12 protein-coding genes are annotated in these 15,842 nt (G+C 68.5%); 2 read left to right on the top strand and 10 right to left on the bottom strand.

Annotation, left to right across the window (positions count from 1 at the left end; all coding sequences use genetic code 11):
- Window positions 1-59: 59 nt before the first annotated feature.
- Complete coding sequence (locus tag G3573_RS01235) at window positions 60-908, bottom strand: TauD/TfdA family dioxygenase (protein ID WP_163259027.1); 849 nt, start codon at window positions 906-908, stop codon at window positions 60-62.
- Window positions 909-931: 23 nt separating this feature from the next.
- Complete coding sequence (locus G3573_RS01230) at window positions 932-1,912, bottom strand: quinone oxidoreductase (protein WP_205597995.1); 981 nt, start codon at window positions 1,910-1,912, stop codon at window positions 932-934.
- Between the two features lie 201 nt (window positions 1,913-2,113).
- Between G3573_RS01230 and G3573_RS01225 the strand changes: the two genes are divergently transcribed.
- The gene (locus G3573_RS01225) at window positions 2,114-3,136 is read left to right on the top strand and encodes an AraC family transcriptional regulator (protein WP_163259026.1); all 1,023 of its coding nucleotides are present in this window, start codon (window positions 2,114-2,116) and stop codon (window positions 3,134-3,136) included.
- Window positions 3,137-3,160: 24 nt separating this feature from the next.
- On the opposite strand, the gene G3573_RS01220 is transcribed toward G3573_RS01225, so the two are convergent.
- The 3 genes from G3573_RS01220 to G3573_RS01210 all read right to left on the bottom strand — a co-directional run bounded on the left by G3573_RS01220 (window position 3,161) and on the right by G3573_RS01210 (window position 8,351).
- Entirely contained in the window at window positions 3,161-4,789 is a 1,629-nt protein-coding gene (locus tag G3573_RS01220) for a long-chain-fatty-acid--CoA ligase (protein ID WP_163259025.1), read from the bottom strand.
- A gap of 129 nt (window positions 4,790-4,918) precedes the next feature.
- Window positions 4,919-7,309, bottom strand: a complete 2,391-nt coding sequence (locus G3573_RS01215; protein WP_163259024.1) for a TonB-dependent receptor — start codon at window positions 7,307-7,309, stop codon at window positions 4,919-4,921.
- A gap of 235 nt (window positions 7,310-7,544) precedes the next feature.
- The gene (locus G3573_RS01210) at window positions 7,545-8,351 is read right to left on the bottom strand and encodes a hypothetical protein (RefSeq protein WP_163259023.1); all 807 of its coding nucleotides are present in this window, start codon (window positions 8,349-8,351) and stop codon (window positions 7,545-7,547) included.
- Window positions 8,352-8,428: 77 nt separating this feature from the next.
- Here G3573_RS01210 and G3573_RS01205 point away from each other — a divergent pair, with 77 nt between their 5' ends.
- Entirely contained in the window at window positions 8,429-9,064 is a 636-nt protein-coding gene (locus tag G3573_RS01205; protein ID WP_163259022.1) for a hypothetical protein, read from the top strand.
- Window positions 9,065-9,069: 5 nt separating this feature from the next.
- Here the strand turns inward: G3573_RS01205 and G3573_RS01200 are convergent, their stop codons facing one another.
- From G3573_RS01200 to G3573_RS01180, 5 genes are read right to left on the bottom strand one after another with little or no spacing between them, the layout of a single operon-like run.
- Window positions 9,070-10,173: an amidohydrolase family protein gene (locus tag G3573_RS01200; protein WP_163259021.1), complete on the bottom strand. Its 1,104-nt coding sequence runs from the start codon at window positions 10,171-10,173 to the stop codon at window positions 9,070-9,072.
- A gap of 28 nt (window positions 10,174-10,201) precedes the next feature.
- On the bottom strand, window positions 10,202-11,731 hold the full coding sequence (locus G3573_RS01195; RefSeq protein WP_205597994.1) for a hypothetical protein: 1,530 nt from the start codon (window positions 11,729-11,731) through the stop codon (window positions 10,202-10,204).
- Between the two features lie 22 nt (window positions 11,732-11,753).
- Window positions 11,754-13,433, bottom strand: coding sequence for a hypothetical protein (locus tag G3573_RS01190; protein WP_205597993.1), 1,680 nt, complete (start codon window positions 13,431-13,433; stop codon window positions 11,754-11,756).
- A 34-nt stretch (window positions 13,434-13,467) separates the two neighbouring features.
- Window positions 13,468-14,523: a glutaminase A gene (gene glsA, locus G3573_RS01185; protein ID WP_205597992.1), complete on the bottom strand. Its 1,056-nt coding sequence runs from the start codon at window positions 14,521-14,523 to the stop codon at window positions 13,468-13,470.
- On the bottom strand, window positions 14,523-15,743 hold the full coding sequence (locus G3573_RS01180) for a DcaP family trimeric outer membrane transporter (RefSeq protein ID WP_205597991.1): 1,221 nt from the start codon (window positions 15,741-15,743) through the stop codon (window positions 14,523-14,525). The genes glsA and G3573_RS01180 overlap by 1 nt, the downstream gene beginning before the upstream one ends.
- Window positions 15,744-15,842: the final 99 nt, after the last annotated feature.

The following is a 15,842-nucleotide window of genomic DNA, read 5'->3' as shown; positions in this document are numbered from 1 at the left end:
TCAAAGTTCTGGGCGAAAGGCGCCGTCTCCGCGGCGCTCGGGGAAGACTTCGGTGTTGGTCAGAAGGGCTTGCAGCCGATGATCCCGGCCCGTTCCATCTTGCGGACGGCCGGCCAGTAGTCCTGGACCGCGTAGTGCTGGGTGCAGCGGTTGTCCCAGATGGCCATGCTGTTCTTCGTCCAGCGCCAGCGGACCTGGTATTCCGGGATGGCGGCGCGGCCGATCAGGTAGCTCAGCAGCTGGGCCGAGCCGGGCGCGAAGTCCTGGCCGTAGCGGACGTTCTGCGGCCGGTGGAAGTTCACGAAGTGCGTGGCGAAGCCGCTGACGAACAGCACCTTCTCGCCGGTCTCCGGATGGGTGCGCACCACCGGGTGCTCGGAGTCCGGGAAGCGCGCCTTCAGGGCGTGGCGCTTCTCCATCGGCATGGCCGCGCCGAAGCTGGCCTCGATGGAGTGGCGCGCGCGCAGGCCGTCGATCTGCTCTTTCACGTGGTCCGGCAGCTCGGCGTAGGCCTGGACCATGTTGACCCAGACGGTGTCGCCGCCGACGTCCGGCGTCTCCACGCAGCGCAGCACGCAGCCCATCGGCGGCTCGTCCCGCCAGGTGGCGTCGCAGTGGTAGGCGTTCTCGTAGTGCTCCGGCGGGCTGTCGAGATCCTTGTAGATCCGCACCAGGCCTGGATTTTCCGGATCGGAACCGACCACCGGATGGTCCTCCAGCTCGCCGAAGCGGCGGGCGAAGGCGACGTGGTCGGCCCGGGCGATGTCCTGGTCGCGCAGGAACAGCACCTTGTGCTGCAGCAGCAGCGCCTTGATCTCGGCGAACATGTCGTCGTTGCGGGCGGCTTCGCCCAGGTTCACGTCGAACAGCTCGGCGCCGATGTTGGCCGTCAGTTTTTCGGCTCTCATTGTCCCCTCCCTCTCCGGCGGCGTCAGATCACGAAGATCGAGGAGCCGGTGGTCTTCCGGGCCTCGAGATCGCGGTGGGCCTGGACGGCGTCTTCCAGGGCGTAGCGCTGGTTGACCTCGATCTTGATGCGGCCGGCGGCGACGTGGCTGAACAGCTCGCCGGCCAGCTCGGCGCGTTCGGCCGGGTCGGCGATGTAGTCGGCCAGCGCCGGGCGGGTGACGTAGAGCGAGCCCTTGATGGCCAGCTGCAGGGCGTCGATCGGCGGGATCGGGCCCGACGCGGTGCCGACGCAGACCAGCATGCCGCGGCGCTTCAGCGAGTTCAGCGAGCCCTGGAAGGTGGTCGCGCCGACGCTGTCGTAGACCACGGCCACGCCTTGGCCGTCGGTGATCTCGCGCACGCGGGTCGGCACGTCCTCGTGGTCGTAGCGGATGACGTGGTCGCAGCCGTGGGCGCGGGCGATCTCGGCCTTGGCGTCGGTGGAGACCGTGCCGATGACGTTCAGGCCCAGCAGCTTGGCCCACTGCGACACGATCAGGCCGACGCCGCCGGCGGCGGCGTGCAGCAGGACGGTGTCGCCGGCCTTCAGGGTCGGGCAGATGCGGCGCAGCAGATAGGACGAGGTCAGGCCGCGCATGGTCATGGCCGCGGCGGTCTCGAAGGCGATGGTCTCCGGCAGCTTGATCAGCGAGCCGGCCGGCATCACCCGGGCGGTCGAATAGGCGCCCAGCGGGCTGCCCGTGTAGGTGATGCGGTCGCCGGGCGCGAAGCCGGCGACGCCCTCGCCCACTTCCTCGATCACGCCGGAAGCTTCGACGCCGATCCCGCAGGTCGGCTTCACCGGGTAGTAGCCGGTGCGGAAGTAGGTGTCGGCGAAGTTCAGACCGACCGCGACGTGGCGGATGCGAACCTCGCCCGGCCCGGGCGCGCCGACCTCGACGTCCTCGTAGCGCAGGACCTCGGGGCCCCCGATCTCGTGAAAGCGAACGGCTTTTTGCAGCATTTCCTCAGGCCTACTGGGCTGGACGCCTCTGTTTGGACGCCTCTGTTTGGCCTTGGACCGTATGTGAGCCCCCGAGCGTGGCGCTCACCATCCGACGACAACCGCTTTTCATTTCATGACACGGGCGGTACGGTCGCAGGACTTGAGCCGCGGCGTTCCGCCGCCGCCCGCCTTTTCAGCGCCTCGCCCTACGATCTCGCCATGAGCACCCTGGTCCGCGCCGCCGTCCTGACCAACTACTTCGAGGTCGCTCGCCAGGTCGGGCTCAATCCGCAGCCGCTGCTGCGCGCCGCGGGCCTGAGCCAGACGACCCTGACCGATCCCGAGCAGCGGGTGCTGGTCAGCGCCGCCGCCAACCTGCTGGAGGAGTCCGCGCGGCAGGCCAACTGCCCGACCTTCGGCCTGCGGATGGCCGAGTCGCGCCAGCTGTCGGACATGGGCGCGATCAGCCTGCTGCTGACCCACCAGGCGACGCTGGGCGACGCGCTGCGCACCACCATCCAGTACCGCCACCTGCTCAACGAGGCGCTGGCCATCTACCTGGAGCAGGCCGGCGACACGGTGATCGTGCGCCAGGAGGTGCTGACCGACACGCCGGTCGCCTCGCGGCAGGCCACCGAGCTGGCGCTGGGCGTGCTGTTCCGCATGTGCGGGACAGTGCTGGGTGCGCACTGGCGGCCCTACAGCGTGAACTTCACCCATCCCGCGCCGCCGGACCTGCAGGTCCACCGGCGCGTGTTCGGGTCGTCGACCAAGTTTGAGTTCGATAGCGATTTCAACGGCTTTGTCTGCTCTGCTGCGGATCTGGAGCAGAAGAACCCGACCGCCGATCCGGTGATGGCGCGCTACGCCCAGCGCTTCGTCGACTCGCTGCAGAGCGCCAACGAACCGTCGGTGGTGCGCGACGTGCGCCGCGCCATCTACCTGTTCCTGCCGATGGGCCGCGCGACCATCGAGCTGGTCGCGCAGGGGCTGGGCCTGAACGTGCGCACCTTGCAGCGGCAACTGGACGACGCCGGCTCGAATTTCTCCGAGCTGATCAACGAGGTCCGCCGCGACCTGGCCCTGCGCTACATGCAGAACGAGAAGTACGCGCTGGGCCGGATCGCCGAGCTGCTCGGCTATTCCATGCCCAGCTCGTTCACCCGCTGGTTCACCGCCCAGTTCGGGGCCGCCCCCGCCCAGTGGCGTGCGGAGCACGCCCGCAAGCCCCGGGTGGAGTGAGTCGAAGGCTCATGACGCGAAGGCTCAGGCGGCCGGCAGTCGGTAGTCCTTCATCCGCTCGCGCAGCAGCTTCTTGTCGATCTTGCCGGTCGCGCCCAGCGGGATGTCCTCGAGGAACACCACCGCGTCCGGCGTCCACCACTTGGCGATTTTGCCTTCCAGGTGGGCCAGGAAGTCCTGCTCGGTCGCCTGCTCGCCGGCGCGCAGCTTGACCAGCAGCAGCGGACGCTCGTCCCACTTGGGGTGGGCCACGCCGATCACCGCCGCCAGCTCGGCCGCCGGGTGGCCGACGGCGATGTTCTCGATGTCGATGGAGCTGATCCACTCGCCGCCGGACTTGATGACGTCCTTGGCGCGGTCGGTGATCTGCATGAAGCCGTCGGCGTCCAGGGTGGCCACGTCGCCGGTGTCGAAGAAGCCGTCGGCGTCCAGAACCGAGCCGCCCGCGCCCTTGTAGTAGGCCCCCGCGACCGCCGCGCCGCGCACCACCAGGCGTCCCGGCGTGCGGCCGTCGTGCGGCACGGGACGGCCGGCGTCGTCGACCAGCTTCATCTCGACGGTCAGCGGCGCGCGGCCCTGCTTCAGCCGGGTCGGCACCTGGTCCTCGAACGGCCGGGCGGCGATCTCCGGCGGCAGCTGACAGAGCGCGCCGATCGGCGACAGCTCGGTCATGCCCCAGCCGTGGATGACGTCCACGCCGTAGTCGTCGTGGAAGGCGCGGATCATCGACTCCGGACAGGCGGAACCGCCGATCACCACCCGCTTCAGGGTGGAGAGCCGCAGCCCGTTGGCCTTCAGGTGCTGCAGGAGGCCGCCCCACACGGTCGGCACCGCGGCGGAGAAGGTCACACCCTCCCCTTCGATGAGGTCGTAGACGCTGGCCCCGTCCAGCCTGGCGCCGGGCATGACCAGCTTGGCGCCGGCGGCCGGGGCGGCGAAGGCCACGCCCCAGGCGTTGGCGTGGAACATCGGCACGATCGGGAGCACCACCTCGCGGCTGGAGACGCCCAGGCCGTCGGCCTGCAGGGCCAGCAGGCCGTGCAGGAAGTTCGAGCGGTGCGAGTACAGCACCCCCTTCGGATCGCCGGTGGTGCCGGACGTGTAGCAGAGGCCCGCGGCGGTGTTCTCGTCGAAGCCGCCCCAGGCGCAGTCGGCGTCGTAGCGGGGCAGCAGATCTTCGTAGCACTCCCAGCCGGCGGGGACGCCCGCGGGCATGTGGGCGCGGTCGGTCAGCAGCACCACGCGCTCCACCGTCGGGCAGCGCTCGACGATCTGGGCCAGCAGCGGCGCGAACACCACGTCGGCGAAGATCACCCGGTCCTCGGCGTGGTTGACGATCCAGGCCAGCTGCTCGGGGAACAGGCGCGGGTTCAGGGTATGGCAGACCGCCCCGATCCCCATGATCCCGTACCAGCATTCCAGGTGCCGGCCGGTGTTGAAGGCCAGCGTCGCGACCCGCTCGCCCTGCCCCACGCCCCAGGCCTTCAGCAGGCTGGAGACGCGCTTGGCCCGTTCGTGGAGCTCCGCGTAGGTGGTCTCGACGACAGGCCCCTCGACCGACCGGGTCACCACGGTGCGCCGGCCGTGCAGCGCCTTGGCGTGGTCCAGGATCTTGTCGATGGTCAGAGGCCAGTTCTGCATCAGGCCCAGCATGGCGCGAACTCCGTCACTGTCTTGAAGCGTCCGCGTAGGCCCAGCTTGGCCGGACGCGGAAAAAGAGACGGCGCGGCCCCTGGAGAAGCCGCGCCGTTAGGGAAGGAAACCAGTGAGTTTCCCGGGGCCTTAGAACTCCTTGCGAAGGGTCACGCCGATCTCGCGAGGAGGAGCCAGGAAGCGCTGGTAGGACGGGTCCTTGCCGAACAGGGTGGTGACGGCGTCCTGCACCACCACGCTCTCGTTGAGGAGGTTGTTGGCGAAGACCGAGATGTCGTAGCCGTCGCCGGCCCGCACGCCGAGGCGGGCGTTGAACAGCGAGTACGACGGCTGCACCAGGCGCGGGTCGAGGTTGGTGTTGGTGAAGTACTCCGACGACCAGGCCCAGTCGCCGCGGGCGTAGACTTCACCCCAGGCGACGCTGTGGGCGTAGTCGAGGCCGATCGAGGTGCTCCAGTTCGGGGCGATCGGCAGCGGCTTGCCGGACAGGTCGCAGTTGGCCGGCTGCGGAGCCGGAGCCTGCGGCCACGGCGCGTGGCAGGCGCCGCCGGTGTACTTCTCGTAGCGCGAGTCCAGGTAGGTGGCGCTGGCGGTCAGGTGGAAGCCGTGGCCGAGCACGAAGGCGCCGTTGGCCTCAACCCCGTCGACGACCACTTCCTCGGCGTTGTTGACCTGGAACTGGGCGCCGAGGAAGCCGGCGTTCTGGTAGTCCTCGTAGACCGTGTGGAAAGCGGCCGTCGACAGGCGGACGCGCTTGTCCAGCAGGTCGAGCTTGGCCCCGATCTCGTAGTTGTCGACGGTCTCCGGCTTGAACGGACGAGCCGACAGCGGCGCGTTGCCGAAGCCGATGTTGCCGCCGCCCGACTTCGCCCCGCGCGAGTAGGTCGCGTAGAACATGGTGTCGTTGTTCGGGTGGTAGTCGGCCGTCACGTTGCCGACGAAGTTGTCCATGTCCGGAATGGCGACGTCGCCGTTCACGCCGGTGGGCGTCAGCAGGAAGGTGATCAGGTTCAGGCTGCCCTGCGGGGCCGCGCGCGGCGTGACCACGGAGCGGTTGTGGACCGAGGCTTCCTTCTCCTCATGCTGCCAGCGCAGGCCGCCGGACAGGTTGATCTGGTCGGTGACGTGCCAGGTCGCCTGGCCGAAGGCGGCGTAGTAGGTCGACGAGGAGTCCGAGTCCAGGAAGCCCTTGTCGCCCGGCGTGCCCAGCACGAAGCCGCCCGGCGCGCCCGGCAGCGGCACGTAGGGCGCGGCGGCGGCCAGGACGAAGGTCGGCGTCTTGCCCTCGTTGCCGCGGTTGAAGTCGTTGACCATGAAGGTCGCGCCGACTTGCCACTCGAAGGTGTCGCTGACCGGCGAGGCCAGGCGGAGCTCTTCGCTGATCGTTTCGCCCGCCTGGGTGTCGAAATAGGTCAGCAGCGGGAACTGCGCCTGGGCGACGTCCTTGGTGGTGGTCTGCGACTTGTAGTTCGACCAGGCCGTGATCGAGGTGAAGTCGAGCCCGCCGATCTCGCTCGTCAACGTGGCCGAGACCATGTTGTTGAAGCTGTTGGTGTGGGTCGGGTCGGTGGTGCAGATCACCCGGTCGCGCGTGTCGGTGTTCGCGCAAGGCGACACGCCGAACAGGCCCGCCAGCGGCGAGTGCTGCAGGATGTAGATGGAGTTGTCGCCCGGGCCCGACGGGTAGCTCGAGGTCGGCTGGATGAAGATTTCCGGGTTGATCGCGTCGGTGTCGTAGATCTCGCTGCGAGCGGCGGCCACGCGCAGGGTGGTCTTTTCGCCGAGGTCCAGCGCCACCTCGCCACGGATGGCGTAGCGGTGCATGTCGTTGGCGTCGCCGACGCCGGGGACCAGGTTATGGTAGGTGTGGTCCTGGTCGTAGTTCACGCCGGTCAGGCGCACGCGGACCTTGTCGCTGAGCGGACCGGAGACCGACCCGGCCAGACGGTAGGCCATGGCGTTGTTGCCGCCCTGGAACTGCGACACGGTCGCGGCCAGGCTGCCTTCCCAATCGTGCGACGGCGCCTCGGTGACGACGTTGATCACGCCGGCGTTGACGTTCTTGCCGTACAGGGTCGACTGCGGGCCCGACAGCACCTCGACGCGCGCCACGTCGACCAGGTCGCCGACGCCCAGGCCCGAGCGGGGCATGTAGACGCCGTCGATGAACAGGCCGACTTCCGGCTCGAAGGTCGGGATCGAGGGCTCGGAGCCGATGCCGCGGATGCGGTAGGCCTGAGCGACCGGCTGGAAGCTTTCCTGGGTCTTCAGCGACGGCACGATGTTCGACACGGACTTCATGTCGACGACGCCGGCTTCCTGCAGGGTCTCCGAAGTCAGGGCCTGCACCGAGATCGGCACGTCCTGCAGAGCCTGTTCCCGCTTCTGCGCGGTGACGACGATCTCTTCGACCGAGTTGTTGTCTTCCGGCTGCGCCTGGGCATAGGCCGAGGCCGCGGTGCCGACCACCAGCGCCAGCGTGGACGCGCCGGCGAGCAAACGCCAATGACGAATCTTCATTTGTCTCCCCCGAAGGCTCCGTTGATCGGGCCTGTTCTCGGCGCCGCCCGCTGACGAAGCAGACGACCTCCTTGCACGGAGGAAAGCACCGCATCACGGGCGGCGACTTCTCATTTCATGACATGATCTTTGCATATGGCGACGGGCGGGAACCTCCTGATCGGAAGGTTTTCCCTGTGTCGCAAGGGCGGCACGCCGCTAAGCTAGTTTCCCCAGCGTCAACCGGTCGCGGAGGTCAGGGCGACGGAGGGCGGAGCTTGGCCGCTTCCAGCGCCGCGATGGTCTCGGCGGCGCGGACCATGGACGCCTGGCTGACCCGGATCGGGCCGCTGTAGGAGCGGTCCAGGTCGAGGATCAGCAGGAAGACGAAGGCGAACAGCAGGAACAGCACGGCCGTGGGCGCGCGGTGGCGCCGCTCCAGCTCCAGACCGTAGCCGGTGAAGAAGGCCGTCAGGACGGCGAAGCTGAGCAGGCCGATCAGGATCGAGGACGGGATGCGCGCGTCGACCATCGCCCGGCGCATGGCGGTGATCTCGAACATGGTGTTCGTGCTGTCCATCACCGGCTCGATCAGGGCGGGCTGTCGGGCCAGGCCGGCGAGGACGGCGTCCCAGATCTGCGCCTGGTAGGCTGCGGTCCGGGCGACCAGGGTGTTGAGCTTCTCCCGTTCCCGCTGGGCGTCGAACGCCTGGCTGCGGAGCTGGGCGTAGTCCCGCATCAGGCGGCTGAGCCGGGTGCGTTCCGGTTCCTCGAAGGCCTGGTAGCGCAGGTAGCTGGTCGACACGGCGTTGGCTTCCTGCATGACCAACCGCCGCCGCTGGTCGTAGCGGTCCTGCGCCATGGCGAAGGTGAAGGCGAACAGGAGGCCCAGCAGGGCCAGCGCCGCGCCGACGAGATTGCCGACCCGCTCCTCGCCCTTTCCTTCCTTGCCTCCACGCTGGGCGAGCATCCGGCAGCGGAAGCCGATCTCCTCGGCGGCGATCATGACCACCACCAGCAGCAAGCCGATCAGCCAGAGCGGCGCGGTGTTCAGGAAGTGCATCCCGGCCTCCTCCGGCGGAAGTCTCGGGCAACCGGGCCGCGACGCTGCGGGTTGCACGAACGGGAGCCGCAGCACCGATGGCCGATAGCCCCGCCGAACGCCGCGAGTGGAAGTCGCTGGAGATCGCCGCCCTGGTGCTGATGTCGCTGGCGAGTCTGGCCGGGTCCTGGAGCAGCTACCAGGCGACGCGGTGGAGCACGGTGCAGACCCGCAGCACCGCCGAGGTGGGCGGCCTGCGCACCCAGGCCAACCGCGCCGAGATCAAGGCCATGATCCAGCAGTCGCTGGACTTCCAGATGTTCGTGCGCTGGCTGGAGGCCGACGGGCGCGGCGACGCCAGGGCGGCGCTGATCTACGAGGGCCAGTTCCGCCCGGAATTCCGCCAGACCTTCCAGCTCTGGAAGGCGGCTCGCGATCGCCGCACGCCCGGAGTTCCGGACACGCCGTTCGACCTGCGGGCCTACCGTCTGGCGCAGGCCGTTCGCGTCGTCGAGCTGGACCGCAAGGCCGACCAGATGGCGGCGCGGGCGCGCGAAGCCACCTTCATGTCGGAGGCTTACGTGCAGAACGGGGTGATCTTCGCGCTCGTGCTCTTCCTGACCGGCATGGCGCAGACCTTCCGCCGGCCGCGGCTGCGGACCCTTCTGACCGTCGCCGCCGCCCTCACCTTCCTGTTCGGCGTGCTCCAGGGAATCCGGCTGCCGGCGGCGTGATCCCGTCAGGGCGCGGTCAGGTTGGCCTTCTCCCAGGCGCGCACCTTGGTGCGGGCGCTGTCGAACAGGCGCACATAGTTGCCCTTCAGCACCTTCTCGCGCGCGTCGGGGGTCAGGGCGTCCCAGAGCGGCTGGTACATCTGGTAGACCGCGAAATAGTGCTCGGCGTCCCGGGGCGCGACCACGTCGGTGCCGAACAGGAACCGGTCGGGGTGCGCGTTGATGACCTCGGCGGCCACCTTCACGGTCTGCTCGTCCTTGATCACGTACTTCGCGACCTCGTCCCACGAGAGGTCGAAGTAGACGTGGCTCATCTCCGGGTCGTTCAGGATCGACTCGATGAAGGCCCGGAATTCGGCCGGCGGCTGCACCACCCGGCCCAGGCCCATGTGCGCCCAGATGATGGTCGTCTTCGGGTGTTTGCGCAGCGCGTCGGTGAGCTGCTGGAAGTAGATCGGCGAGTACTCGGCCTTCGAGTACGGCATGATGATGTCGTTGTGCATGATGGTCAGCAGGCCGACCTCGCCGGCGAAATCGAGCAGACGGTCGAGCGCCGGGTCCAGCAGGCTGGCCACGTCGCCGGCCACCTTGGACGAGACGAACTCCTTGTGGATCGAGAACTCGCCGATGCCCACGAACACGCCCGGGTAGGTCTTCAGCACGCGCTTGATCTGATCGGCGGCGTACATGTCGGTCGGATTGAAGCCGGTGATCATCGGATCGAACCGGGCCCGCTCCTCCGGGCTCAGCGCCAGGTAGCGCACGGCGATGTCGGCGTCGGTGAAGGAGTAGTAGTAGAGGTGGGCGTCGGTATCCATGTAGTACTTGGGCGCCCGCCCCGCGGTCACGCGGTAGGACCACTGCTGCTGCAGCGGAATGCCGAACAGGGCCGAGCGGCACACCCGGCCGTCCATGATCTTCAGCACGTCGCGGGCCGGCGGGCCCTCCTGGATGTAGTTGGTCAGGTGGAAGTGGGAGTCGTTGAACAGGCAGGTCTTGCCCTTGGGCGGCACGGCCGCGACCGTGTTCGGGGAGTCCTGGGCCTTAGCCGCATTGGCGGCCAGAGCGATCAGGGCGGCCGCGGCCGCCGCGCTGAAAAGCCGAGACATCGCACCGCCTCCTCCGCCGGGCGGCGCCTCAGAATTTCAGCACCGCGTCGGTCGTGAACGTCCAACCGTCGCCACCGACCGGATAAGGCAGGGCGTTGTTCCCGACCGGCGACCGGTCGAGCCAGATGGCCTGGCCGTTCAGCTTCAGCTCCTGACGCGACAGCGGCCACCAGTTGAGCCCGAGGGCCAGGTCGCTGGGGTCGCCGAACTCGCCGAAGATCTTCGAGCCTGAGGCGTAGAGCTGGACCGTCTGGTGCACCGGCATGGCCGAGGCCTGCAGCTGGAAGCCGTGGTCGAAGAAGCGATCGAACGGGATGTCGCCGACGGTTTTGAAGTCGTCCAGCCAGCGCCAGTAGTACTCCCCGTCCAGCGAGAAGCCGCGGTATTTCACGCCGCCGTTCATCGCCAGCATCTCATAGGTGGCGCGGCGGATCTGGCCGTCGGTGGCGAAGGCGCCGGGCTGGAAGATGCGGGTGCCGTCGGAAATGCGCAGCTGCACGTTCTCGAAGGCGTTCTGGCCCGGCTGCTCCTCGGCGTCCTCGCGGCTGCGGGTGAAGTTCACCCCGAACAGGGTCGCCGCCTTGTCGTGGCCTTCCCAGTCGCCGAAGCCGCTGCGCAGACCGTATTCGCCGGTGGTCGGCATCCACCAAAGCGCGCCTGAGACGGTGTTGAGCCCCGCCGCCAACTGGCCGGCGTCGACGCCCAGCTGGCTCAGGTTGTCGCCGGCCATCACCCGGTAATAGAGCTTGTCGGTGATCTCGCCCCAGGCCCAGATCCCGCTGGTGTAGGAGCCGCGGAAGTACTCGTCGGCGATGGTGCGGTTGTCGTTGCGCAGCCAGTACGGGAAGGTCTGGTTGGTCGAGCGGGTGGTCGGCAGGCTGTCGATGCCGGCGGCCAGGCTGAAATGCTCGTTGAACCGCCAGCCCAGATTGCCGCCCACCACCACCTGGGCGCCCAGCCCCTGGCTGGTGTTGGAGGTCCAGACGTAGAGCTGGTAGCGCAGCCGCGGATCGGCGATCCAGCCGAGGAAGTTCAGCGTCACCTTCTGCAGCTGCACGTCCTCGCGCAGGTGCAGCTGCGTGGTGCGCCCGAAGGCGTCGGTGTAGTCCGGCGCCAGCGCCGTCTGATTGATGTAGCGGGCGTAGGTGAAGGGACTGAACACCAGCTCGCCCTGCGGCCGGCGCATCAGCACCACGCCCCTGCCCGGCTCGTAGATCCCGCCCACCTCTGCGGTCTGGGTCGGCGAGACCGGGACCGGCAGGGCGGGGAATTCCTGGGCGTGCTCCGGCGGCGCTTCGACGATCGTGGTCGGTGGGCCGGCCCCGGCGTCCGCGGTCGCGACCGGGCCGTGAAGCTCCGTCTCCAGCGCCTCGACCCGGGCGTCCAGCGCCTGCATCTGGCGGGCGAGGTCGCGGCGCATGGCGTTGATCTCGTCGAGCTCGCGTTCGATGCGCGCCGGGTCGGCCGGGGCCGTCGCCTGGGCTTCGGCCCGGCCCGCGACGGCCGTCAGCGCCAGGCCGGCGGCAGCGACTGCGAGGCGTTGCGCGGACGACGTCATGGGGCCTTCCCCACCGTCGCCGTCAGAACTGGACGATCAGGTCGGTGTTGAACACCCAGCCGTCGCCGCCGACCTGGGCGACCAGCACGTTGCTGCCGATCGGCGAATGGTCCAGCCGCAGGGCCTGGGCGTTCAGGCGCACTTCCTTCCGCTGGAACGGATACCAGTTGACCCCCAGCGCGATCTCCGACGGGTCGCCGTACTGGCCGAAGATGTGCGAGCCGGTGACGTAGCCCTGCAGGCGCTTGGGCACGAACATCACCGAGCCGCGCAGGGTGTAGCCGTGGTCGTAGAGGTCGTCGACCGGCACGGTCCCGCCGGTCACCACGAAGTCGTCGACCCACCGCCAGTAGTACTCGCCCTCCAGATAGAGGCCCCGGTACTTCATGCCGGCGTTGACCGCGGCCATGCGGTAGTCGGCCTGGGTGATGCTGCCGCTGGTGTTGAAGGCGTTCGGGCTGAACAGCAGCGTGCCGTCCGACAGGCGGATCTGGCTGTTCTCGATGGTGTTGACGCCCGGCTGCTCCTGGGCGGTCTCGGTGCTCGAGGTGAAGTGGGCCCCGAACAGGGTCGCCAGCTTCTCGTGCTCCTCGTAGTCGCCGAAGCCGTTCGACGGGCCGAACTCGCCGGTCGTGGGCATCCACCAGACCGCGCCCGAGACGGTGTCGAGGCCGTTGTTCAGCTGGGCGGCGCTGATGCCCAGCTGGGCCAGGTTGTTGGTCAGGGCGACGCGGTAGTGCAGCTTGGGCAAGATCTCGCCCTGCGCGTCGATGCCGGTGGAGTACGAGCCGCGGAAGAACTCGTCGGCCATCACCCGGTTGTCGTTCCGCAGCCAGTTCGGGAAGGTGTAGTTGGTGCTGCGGGTGGTCGGCACCGGCATGACGCCGGCCGTGACGATGAACGCCGGATCGAACCGGTACTGGAAGTAGCCGCCCAGGACGACCTGCGCCCCCTCGCCCATGTTCGGGTTCGCGGTCCAGAAGAAGTAGTAGTAGCGGAACTTCGGGTCGAACAGCCAACCCTTCAGGTTCATGCTGATCTTCTGGAACTGGAGGCTCTGGTTCCGTTCGACCGACTTGGTGCGGCCGAAGGCGTCGACATAGGTCGGGTTCAGGCCGTTCTGGTTGATGTAGCGGGCGTAGCTGAACATGCCCATGCCCAGCTCGCCATCCTTCCCGTCGACGAACAGGAACCCCTTGCCGGGCTCGTAGGCGGGCAGATGGCGGTGCTCTTCCTCGAAGTCCTCCGCCTCGACCGGCTCCTCCTGGCGGGCCAGGACGAGCGCCGGGGCCGCCGCATCGGCCGAGTACGTCTCGTCGACGGACGCGCCCGGATCACGGCCGATCGGGGCCGAAGCGAATACGGCCGGCGCCGGCGCGGTCACGGCGATCTCGGCGGGGGCTGACGGCGTGGGGACCGGTCTGATCCCGGTGCGCGACGCCGCAGGCCCGGACGGCGGCGGGACGGCCGCCACCGTCGAGGGCGCGGCGCCCAGGACGGCGTCGAGCTTGTGCTCCAGCTGATCGATGCGCCGGGCGCGGTCGGCCTCCTCGGCCTTCAGCGCGCTGAGTTCGGCGCGCAGGGCCGCGACCTCGTCGGCGGACAAGGTCACGTCCTGGGCGAAGGCCGGGCTGGCGAGCGCGCTGGCGCCCAGGACGAGCGCAAGCCACCCCGCCCGTCCGGCGGTGAACCGAAGCGACATCACTACCCCCGTCGGTGAAGCGAAGGCCCGGCCGTCAGACCGGGCGCACCAAGTACGGATTGCCGTTCAGCGCGGTGGAGATGTCGGTGATCGCGCGCTGGCCGCGGACGCTGTTGCCGGCTTCATCCAGCGGCGGCGAGAAGGTGCCGACACCGAACTTGCCCGGCGACACCGCCATCAGGCCGCCGCCGACGCCGCTCTTGGCCGGCAGGCCGGTGTGGAACAGCCACTTGCCGCTGTCGTCGTAGAGGCCGGCCGTCGCCATCACCGCCAGCGCGTGGGCGATCAGCTTCGGCTCGACGATCTGCTGCTTGCTGACCGGGTTCTTGCCGCCGTTGGCCATGGTCGCGGCCATGACGCCGAGATCCTTGGCGGTGACGTTGATCGAGCACTGGCGGGTGTAGAGGTCGACCGCCTGGGCCGGATCGCCGGGGAAGCGTTCGTAGGCGCTCATCAGGGCGCTGATGGCCCGGTTGCGCTGGTTGGTGTCGGACTCCGACTTGTAGACCTCCTGGTTCACCTCCAGCTGGCGCCCGGCGAAGGCGCTGTGGATGGCCAGGATCTTCTTCCAGACCTCGTCGGCGCTGGCGCCCTTGACGTTGCCGACCGTGGCGATGGCCCCCGGATTGACCAGGGGGTTCATCTCCTTGCCCTTGTACTGCTCGATCGCCTCGATCGAGTTGAACACCCGGCCAGTGGCGTCGACGCCGACGGTCTCCTCGATCTTCTGCGGGCCGGACTCCTGCATCACCAGGATCATGGTGAAGACCTTGGAGATCGACTGGATCGAGAACGGGCTGTCGATGTCGCCGGCGGTGGCCTGCTGGCCGCCGGGCGTCACGAGCGCGATGCCGAACAGGCTGGACGGCACCTTGGCCAACGCCGGGATGTAGTCGGCGTTCTTGCCTTCCTGCAGGCCGCGATACTTCTCGAAGGCGGCCTTGACCGCCTTTTCGGCGGCGCCGGCGGCGACGCCGGCCTCCTCCTTCTTGAAGAACGGCATGGCCCCGGCGGGCGCTGCGGCGGCGGCCGCGCCGGCCATTGTGATCCCGCCCAGTCCCAGGGCGAGGCGGCGACGGTTCATGTCCATCAGAGGATGTTCCCGCTGGAGAAGCTGTATTTGGCGGTGAGCTGGATCCGGTAGTCCTCGGCCGAGGTGTCGTCGTTGTCCTCGCGCTGGCCCCACAGGAATTCGCCGCCGAACAGCAGGTCCGGAGCCGGCGTGAACAGCAGGTTGATCGAGGCGTACTGGCCGGTCTGGAAGGCTTCCGGGGCCTGGAAGTCGGTGTTGTCGACCTTGGTCTGGCTCCAGCCGAAGGAGGTCGACCAGCGGTCGTTCCAGTAGTGGTCGTAGTAGAACGACAGGCCGAGCAGCTTGACCGCCTCGGCGCTCAGGTCGCCGGGCACGCCCTCCGGCGCCAGGTCGACGCCGCCGTCGTTCATGTAGCTGGCGATGCCCTGGCCGTAGACCACGCCGGCCAGGATCTTGTCCTTGTGGCCGATCATGATGTTGGAGGTCAGGTCGAGGCCCCAGCCGAGTTCGTTGCCCTTCGGCCGGTTGTCGACCGTGCCCAGGGTCTCGAAGCCGAGATTGCGCAGGATCCCGGCCAGCTGGACGTAGCCCCATTCGTTTCCGGTGTAGCGGAACTGGGCCGTCAGGTCGGGGACGTTGTCGTGCGCCTGGATGTTGCTGCCGAGGTCGGGGTCGATCTCGCGGATGCGGCCGGAGTCGATGTCGTTGTTCGGCTGTTCGGCCGCGACGGCGAACCTGTAGGTCCCGTCGTCGACGAAGGTCCAGCGCACCTGCGGGTTGCGCAGGAACACCATGCCGCCGGGCCCCCAGTAGTCGATCACGTTGGGGAAGATGTCCCCGTCCATGAACAGGCTGTTGGTCTGGCCGGCCAGCAGGTGGCCCCATTCGCCGTAGGCGTGCCGCAGGCGGATGGTCGTCTGTCCGGCGTCCGCGCCGACGCCGAAGAAGTCGAACTCGAACTTGAAGTTCATCGGCAGGCCGTCGACGTCCTCCTGCCCGCCCTTCACCCCGAAGCGGGTCTGGCGGACGCTGACGACCGACTTGCCGTCGCCGCCGAACAGGCCGGGTGAGGTCGGGATCTTCGAGGCCCTCAGCGTGGCCTCCCAGTCGGGATCGACCCGCCGGAAGTCCTGGATGTAGTCCAGGTCGGCGAAGCCGTAGGCTTCGAACTCGCGATCCTGGGCATGGGCGGCGAACGGGCTCGCCGCGATCAGCGCGGCCGTCGCCAGGCCGCACAACAGGGCCGGGCGCAGCGCGCCCGTTTGGTTGGGAAGCATCCCCCACCTCCGACAGTGATTGACCAGAGCGACGCCACAGACGCGCCTTGCCGCCTCACTCTCGGGACAAGCGCCACCACAACCACGGTCAAGCCGGAC

It is taken from the genome of Caulobacter sp. 17J65-9 (assembly GCF_010975005.1).
Classification (GTDB): Bacteria; Pseudomonadota; Alphaproteobacteria; order Caulobacterales; family Caulobacteraceae; genus 17J80-11.
Note: the sequence above shows the minus strand (reverse complement) of the source record. Positions and strands in the feature narration are given on the sequence as shown.

Excerpts from the sequence above, each read along its gene's own strand:
- G3573_RS01235 (WP_163259027.1), bottom strand. The coding sequence starts at position 908 with ATGAGAGCCGAAAAACTGACGGCCAACATCGGCGCCGAGCTGTTCGAC.
- G3573_RS01230 (WP_205597995.1), bottom strand. The coding sequence starts at position 1,912 with ATGCTGCAAAAAGCCGTTCGCTTTCACGAGATCGGGGGCCCCGAGGTC.
- G3573_RS01225 (WP_163259026.1), top strand. The coding sequence starts at position 2,114 with ATGAGCACCCTGGTCCGCGCCGCCGTCCTGACCAACTACTTCGAGGTC.
- G3573_RS01220 (WP_163259025.1), bottom strand. The coding sequence starts at position 4,789 with ATGCTGGGCCTGATGCAGAACTGGCCTCTGACCATCGACAAGATCCTG.
- G3573_RS01215 (WP_163259024.1), bottom strand. The coding sequence starts at position 7,309 with ATGAAGATTCGTCATTGGCGTTTGCTCGCCGGCGCGTCCACGCTGGCG.
- G3573_RS01210 (WP_163259023.1), bottom strand. The coding sequence starts at position 8,351 with ATGCACTTCCTGAACACCGCGCCGCTCTGGCTGATCGGCTTGCTGCTG.
- G3573_RS01205 (WP_163259022.1), top strand. The coding sequence starts at position 8,429 with ATGGCCGATAGCCCCGCCGAACGCCGCGAGTGGAAGTCGCTGGAGATC.
- G3573_RS01200 (WP_163259021.1), bottom strand. The coding sequence starts at position 10,173 with ATGTCTCGGCTTTTCAGCGCGGCGGCCGCGGCCGCCCTGATCGCTCTG.
- G3573_RS01195 (WP_205597994.1), bottom strand. The coding sequence starts at position 11,731 with ATGACGTCGTCCGCGCAACGCCTCGCAGTCGCTGCCGCCGGCCTGGCG.
- G3573_RS01190 (WP_205597993.1), bottom strand. The coding sequence starts at position 13,433 with ATGTCGCTTCGGTTCACCGCCGGACGGGCGGGGTGGCTTGCGCTCGTC.
- glsA (WP_205597992.1), bottom strand. The coding sequence starts at position 14,523 with ATGGACATGAACCGTCGCCGCCTCGCCCTGGGACTGGGCGGGATCACA.
- G3573_RS01180 (WP_205597991.1), bottom strand. The coding sequence starts at position 15,743 with ATGCTTCCCAACCAAACGGGCGCGCTGCGCCCGGCCCTGTTGTGCGGC.